The sequence below is a fragment of the Marinobacter sp. UBA5687 genome, assembly GCF_002420325.1.
GTDB lineage: Bacteria > Pseudomonadota > Gammaproteobacteria > Pseudomonadales > Oleiphilaceae > Marinobacter > Marinobacter nauticus.
Genome location: NZ_DIHV01000098.1, coordinates 1 through 6214, shown reverse-complemented (window position 1 = coordinate 6214; position 6214 = coordinate 1). Strand labels below are relative to the sequence as shown.

Sequence of the window (6214 nt, the reverse complement as noted above, 5' to 3'; positions counted from 1 at the left end):
CTGGCCAAGGCGGCGGCCGAGCGCCACCGCGATGTGGCCGAGTTTGTCGACCAGTGCCGTAACAGCAAGGTGGCCGAAGCCGAGCTGGCGACCATGGAAAAGAAAGGTATAGATACCGGCTTCAAGGCCATTCACCCGCTGACCCAGGAAGAAATCCCGGTCTGGGTCGCCAACTTTGTACTCACGGACTACGGCACCGGAGCCCTGATGGCGGTTCCTGGCCATGATGAGCGGGATCACGAGTTTGCCGTCAAGTACAAGCTGCCCATCAAACAGGTGATTGCACCGAACGACAGCCGCGATATCGATATCCAGGAGCAGGCCTTCACCGAGAAAGGCGTTCTGGTGTCCTCCGGCAAATACAGCGGCCTGACCAGCGAAGAGGCGTTTGAGGAAATCGCGGATTACCTTGAAGCCCAGGGCATTGGCAAACGTACCGTGAACTACCGTCTGCGTGACTGGGGTGTGTCCCGGCAGCGCTACTGGGGTGCGCCCATCCCGATGATGACGCTGGAGGACGGCACCGAGATGCCGGTGCCGGATGACCAGCTACCGGTTCGTCTGCCCGAAGACGTTGAAATGGACGGCGTCCAGTCGCCGATCAAGGCCGACCCGGAGTGGTGCAAGACCGAATACAACGGCCAGCCAGCCACCCTGGAAACCGATACCTTCGATACCTTCATGGAGTCCTCCTGGTATTACGCCCGTTTCTGCAGCCCGAACTACGACAAGGGCATGCTGGACCCGGCTGCCGCCAATTACTGGCTGCCAGTCGACCAGTACATCGGCGGCATTGAGCACGCGATTCTGCACCTGCTGTATGCCCGGTTCTTCCACAAGCTGCTGCGCGACGTTGGTCTGGTGAACAGTTCCGAGCCATTCAAGCGCCTGCTGACCCAGGGCATGGTTCTGGCCGAGACCTACTACCGCAATGAAGCAAATGGCGGGAAAACCTGGTACAACCCGGCCGATGTGACGGTTGAGCGCGATGGCAAGGGCCAGGTAGTGCGAGCGGTGCTGAAATCGGACGGCGAGCCTGTGGAAATCGGTGGCGTTACCAAAATGTCCAAATCCAAGAACAACGGCATCGATCCCCAGGCCATCATCGATCAGCACGGTGCCGACACTGTGCGGTTGTTCATGATGTTTGCGGCACCACCTGAGCAGTCGCTGGAGTGGTCCGACAGCGGTGTTGAGGGCGCCCATCGCTTCCTCAAACGACTGTGGCGGATGGTCAATGAGCATACCGCCAGTGGCGAAGCTCCGGCGGTTGATCCTGCCAGCCTCAATGGTGCTCAGAAAGACCTGCGCCGCAAGACCCACGAAACCATCGCCAAAGTCAGCGATGACATCAGCCGCCGCCTGACCTTCAATACCGCCATCGCGGCTGTCATGGAACTGCTCAACGAAGTGGGCAGGCTCAGCGATGACGAGCCGCAAACCCGCGCGGTGCGTCAGGAAGCCCTGGATACCGCCGTGCTGGTGCTTTCCCCCATTGTGCCGCACATCTGTCACAACCTGTGGCAGGCTCTCGGTCACTCTGACACGGTGGTCGACGCCTCCTGGCCAGTTGCCGACGAAAGCGCCATGGTTCGTAGCGAAATCGAGGTGGTTCTGCAGGTGAACGGCAAGGTCCGGGCCAAGGAGAACGTACCGGCGGATATTGGCAAGACAGATCTGGAGAAGCTTGCCCTGGAGAACGAAAACGTCATGCGTTTCACCGACGGCAAGACCGTACGAAAAGTGATCGTTGTGCCAGGTAAACTCGTGAACGTGGTGGCTAACTAAGATGCCCTACCCTGTCCCTGAACTGAAAAAGCTGGGCCTTCTGGCCCTGCTTGCCTCGCTGCTCACCCTGACCGGCTGTGGCTTTCAGTTACGGGGCAGCTCCCCGGTCCCGGCTGCCCTGCAACCCCTGGCTATCGACTGCCCGTCCTCCCTGCCCGGACAGTTCTGCCAGTCTCTGCGTGAACAGCTGGAGCTCGGTGGCATCGAGCTGCGGAATCCGGGCCAGGCAGACTACCTGCTGCGCCTGTCGGACTACCGCCAGGACCGCCGGGCTTCAGCCATTACCGCACAGGCAGCGGCGGCTGAGTACATTCTGCGCCACACGGTTGCCATGGAGCTGGTAACCAAAGACCAGATCCCGCTGATTGCCACCACCGACCTGAACGCCAGTGAAACCTACCGCTACGACGAGACCAATGTACTCGCCAAACAGCGCGAGGAAGACGAATTGCGGCAACAATTGGGCGATCGCCTTGCCCAACAAGTTATCTTCCGGCTGGCGCCTATGTCCCGACAACGAATTGATGCCCTGGTTCAGGAACACACCGCCGATGGTGAGGAGCCTGAATCACCATGAAAACCCAGCCCGGCCAACTCCCGCAACTTCTGAAGAAAGGCCTGGCTTCGGTTTACCTGATCTCCGGCGATGAACCCCTGCTGGTTCAGGAATGCTGTGACCAGATCCGCGCCGCCGCCCGTGAAGCTGGCTATCTGGACCGACTCACGTTTCACGCAGACAATCAGTTCGACTGGAATACGGTTGCTGACGAATGCAACGCCCTGTCCCTGTTCGCTGAAAAACGTCGCATTGAGATTCATCTGCCCACCGGCAAACTTGGCGATGGCCGCCGGGTTCTGGAGCAGGTACTGCAATCCCCGCCAGAGGACGTCATTCTCCTGCTGATCAGCGCCAGACTGGATGCCGCCGAAACCAAGCGCAAATGGTACAAGGAACTTCAGGGCCATGGCGTGCACGTTCCGCTCTGGCCGGTCGAGGGAGACAAGTTTCCCGGATGGTTGCAGCAACGGGCCACCGCAAAAGGCCTCAGCCTGACCCGTGGAGCACTCGGTATTCTTGCAGAGCGCCTGGAGGGCAATCTGCTGGCCGCCAGCCAGGAGCTGGACCGTCTGACGCTGCTCACCAACGGCAAAACCATCGATGAAGAGACGGTGGAGCAGGCCGTACAGGATAGTGCCAGGTTCAACGGCTTTGAACTGGTCACGGAACTGCTATCTGGCAAGGCGGTTCATGCCTGCCGCATGATCGGGGTGCTGGAGCAGGAGGGCGAAAACCCTCTTGGACTACTCACTGTGCTCGTTCGTGACCTTCATCTGATTGTTGAGCTTAAGACCGCTTTGCCCGGTGGAGAAAACCCCGCGGGCTTTCTGAAAAAGCGCGGCGTTTTCCAGCCAAAGCGCTCGTCCGCCGTCCAGCAAGCGGCTCGAAGACTTTCACTGCCCCAGTTACACCAGGCAATCAACCTTTGTAGTCTGATTGATCGGGCTGCCAAGGGTTTCGATGATCTTTCCCCCTGGCATCACCTGCGGGATCTCTCCCTTATTCTGGCCGGCAAGCGGGCCAGCTGATCTGAATCAAAGCGGGATAGCACCGGCTCGCTCAGGGACTTGACACTTTTTCACGTTCGGGCGCATTGTAGAACTCCCAATTCATCAGGGAAGGAGAAATACCATGAGTCTGAAAGACGATTTCAACAAGCTGTCCGACAAGATCAAGCAATATCGTGACGAGGCGCGCGTTCAGTTGCACCTTGCAAGGGAAGATGTAAAAGACGAATGGGACGATCTGGAGCAGGATTGGGATCGGTTCCGGTCAAAGCTGGATCAGATTTTCCATGATGCCGAGAATGCCAGCAATGAGGCGAGGGAAACTGCTCGCAAGCTGGGAGAGGATCTGAAAACCGGTTACCAGAACATCCGTAACAAACTGAAATAAAGCGTTAACTGGTTAACAAATAAACACATCTCTCCGTAAACAGGGGCTTTTGTCTCACCCCCCCTGTGCCATACTTCACAGTAAAGACTGAACAGTTCGTCATAATTTTGTCGAACTGTTCATTTTGCCATCAACCAGTCGTCTGGCTGGCCACGGCGTATGACACGTGCTGTGAGGTATAACGGTCATATGAAAAAAATAATCGCACTCTCCGTCACCCTGACTTTCTCACTTACCGCCGGCATGGTCGTGGGCCAGAATACCCGTTTCAGTGACCCTCAAACGGTCATTGATAATGAATTCTGGAGCAACCTGTATGCCGACGGCGGCTCGTCGTTCTTCTGTGATACTCCCTTCACTGGTAAGGGCTTTGTCATGACCGATGGCTACGTTTATCCACTTGCCGACATTCGCACTGCCCTGGACTGTGGAACAACCTCCCAGTGCCGCCAGGACAATCGCTATAGGCAAATTACGTCTGATCTTCACAACATGGTACCGGTACGAACCCGCGTTGAAATGCGGCGGCGTAACGCCCGGTATGAGAATCTTGGCGAGACCACGGGCGCCGATGATTGCGGGATTCGTGAAAGCGCCCAGTTCTTTGAACCGCCAGAGCGGGTTAAAGGCGACGTTGCCCGCACCATGGCCTATATGGTGGATACTTATGGCCTACCCTGGCTGGGGGCCACGCCGGTGTTCAAAGGCTGGAGCAAACTGGATCCCCCGGATGACCGGGAGTTGAGCCGGCATAAGCGGATTGCCGAAATTCAGGGCAATGAGAACCCGTTTGTAGTGAATCCTGGGCTGATAGAACGTCTATAGACTGACGCAAGCCAGGAGGTGGGGGAGAGCTTTCCGAAACACGCTGTGAATACTTCCATGTACGCTCTGTTCCGCCATCCCTGGCTCCACAAGGTTTCGGAAAGCTCTCCCCCACCTCCTGGCCCAAACCTGAGTTAATAGCATCCATAAAAAAGCAGGCCATCAAGGCCTGCTTTTTTCATTTCTGCTTCAGAAATCTGATCAGATTTCGTTAGCAGCCGGCGCCATCATGGCGTCGCTGCCACTGCGAATGCCTTCGGCCAGAGACACGGTCTTTGGCAACAGGCGGTCGAAGTAGAAGCGAGCGGTCTTGACCTTGCCGGTATAGAAGCCAGAGGTATCGCCCTCAGCTTTCGGAGCAGCAGCTTTGACCACTTTGGCCCACATATACGCCAGAGCGGTGTAGCCGAACATGTCGAGATAATCGACGGCAGCGGCACCAATGGCTTCCGGATTGTTAGCCGCCTGGTTCACCACGTGTTCGGTGACGTCTGACAGGCGCTCCAGGGAGGCCGCCAGCGGCTCAAGATAGGGGCGCAGAGCTTCGTCGCTGCTGTTGGCTTCGATGAAGGCGGCAACGTCCTGGGCGAACAGTTCGTACAGTTTGCCCTGGCTACCCACCACTTTACGCCCCATCAGGTCCATGGCCTGGATGCCGTTGGTACCTTCGTAGATCTGGGTGATGCGGCAGTCTCGGACCAGTTGCTCCTGGCCCCACTCGCGGATGAAACCGTGGCCACCAAAGACCTGCTGGCCGATGATGGTGGTGTCCAGACCACGATCGGTCAGGAAGGCTTTGGCGACCGGAGTCAGCAGGGCAACCATGCCTTCAGCGTGCTTGCGCTGTTCGTCGTTGTCGGAGTACTTGGAGATATCCAGCCACTGGGCGACGTAGGTAGAGAAGGCACGACCACCCTCTACGTAGCTCTTCATGGTCATCAGCATGCGGCGCACGTCCGGGTGCACCAGAATCGGGTCAGCGGCCTTTTCAGGCTGCTGGGCACCGGTCGGCGCGCGGCTCTGGATACGCTCGTTGGCGTATTCGCGGGCGCTCTGCAGGGACGCTTCGGCGGCACCAATGCCCTGGATGCCCACACCCAGGCGCTCGTAGTTCATCATGGTGAACATGGCGGCCAGGCCTTTGTTTTCTTCACCAACCAGCCAGCCTTTGGCACCATCAAAGTTCATCACGCAGGTGGCGGAGCCTTTGATACCCATCTTCTTCTCGATGGAACCACAGCTGAACTGGTTACGCTCGCCCAGGGAACCGTCGTCGTTCACCATGAACTTGGGCACCAGGAACAGGGAAATCCCCTTCGGGCCTTTCGGCGCGTCCGGCAGTTTGGCCAGCACCAGGTGGATAATATTCTCCGCCATGTCATGCTCGCCCCAAGTGATGAAAATCTTGGTGCCGGTGATGTTGAAGGAGCCGTCGTCGTTCGGTTCAGCTTTGGTCCGGATAATACCCAGATCGGTTCCGGCGTGAGGCTCAGTCAGGTCCATTGCACCAGACCAGACGCCGGAGTACATATTCGGCAGGTACTTTTCTTTCAGCTCCTGGCTGCCGTGGGCGTCCAGGGCCAGGCAGGCGCCGGCGGTCAGCATCGGAGCCAGACCAAAGGCCATGTTGGCGCCCTGCATCATTTC

The 6214-nt window shown here is 57.9% G+C and carries 6 protein-coding genes; 5 read left to right on the top strand and 1 reads right to left on the bottom strand.

The window, feature by feature from the left end; genetic code table 11:
• From leuS to B3Y70_RS10245, 5 genes are all read left to right on the top strand, one after another.
• On the top strand, positions 1-1788 hold a 1788-nt coding region (gene leuS, locus B3Y70_RS10265; protein WP_288589742.1), incomplete at its 5' end, for a leucine--tRNA ligase.
• Position 1789: 1 nt separating this feature from the next.
• Positions 1790-2365 (top strand): LPS assembly lipoprotein LptE, encoded by a 576-nt coding sequence (lptE, locus tag B3Y70_RS10260; protein WP_288589741.1) that lies wholly within the window; start codon positions 1790-1792, stop codon positions 2363-2365.
• Complete coding sequence (gene holA, locus B3Y70_RS10255; RefSeq protein ID WP_288589740.1) at positions 2362-3375, top strand: DNA polymerase III subunit delta; 1014 nt, start codon at positions 2362-2364, stop codon at positions 3373-3375. The genes lptE and holA overlap by 4 nt, the downstream gene beginning before the upstream one ends.
• A 103-nt stretch (positions 3376-3478) precedes the next feature.
• A complete protein-coding gene (locus tag B3Y70_RS10250; RefSeq protein ID WP_286894312.1) occupies positions 3479-3742 on the top strand; it encodes a hypothetical protein in 264 nt (87 codons plus the stop codon).
• Positions 3743-3931: 189 nt separating this feature from the next.
• Positions 3932-4567 (top strand): endonuclease, encoded by a 636-nt coding sequence (locus B3Y70_RS10245; protein ID WP_022991403.1) that lies wholly within the window; start codon positions 3932-3934, stop codon positions 4565-4567.
• Positions 4568-4768: 201 nt separating this feature from the next.
• Here the strand turns inward: B3Y70_RS10245 and B3Y70_RS10240 are convergent.
• The coding region (locus tag B3Y70_RS10240; protein ID WP_288589739.1) for an acyl-CoA dehydrogenase C-terminal domain-containing protein at positions 4769-6214 on the bottom strand (1446 nt) is incomplete at its 5' end.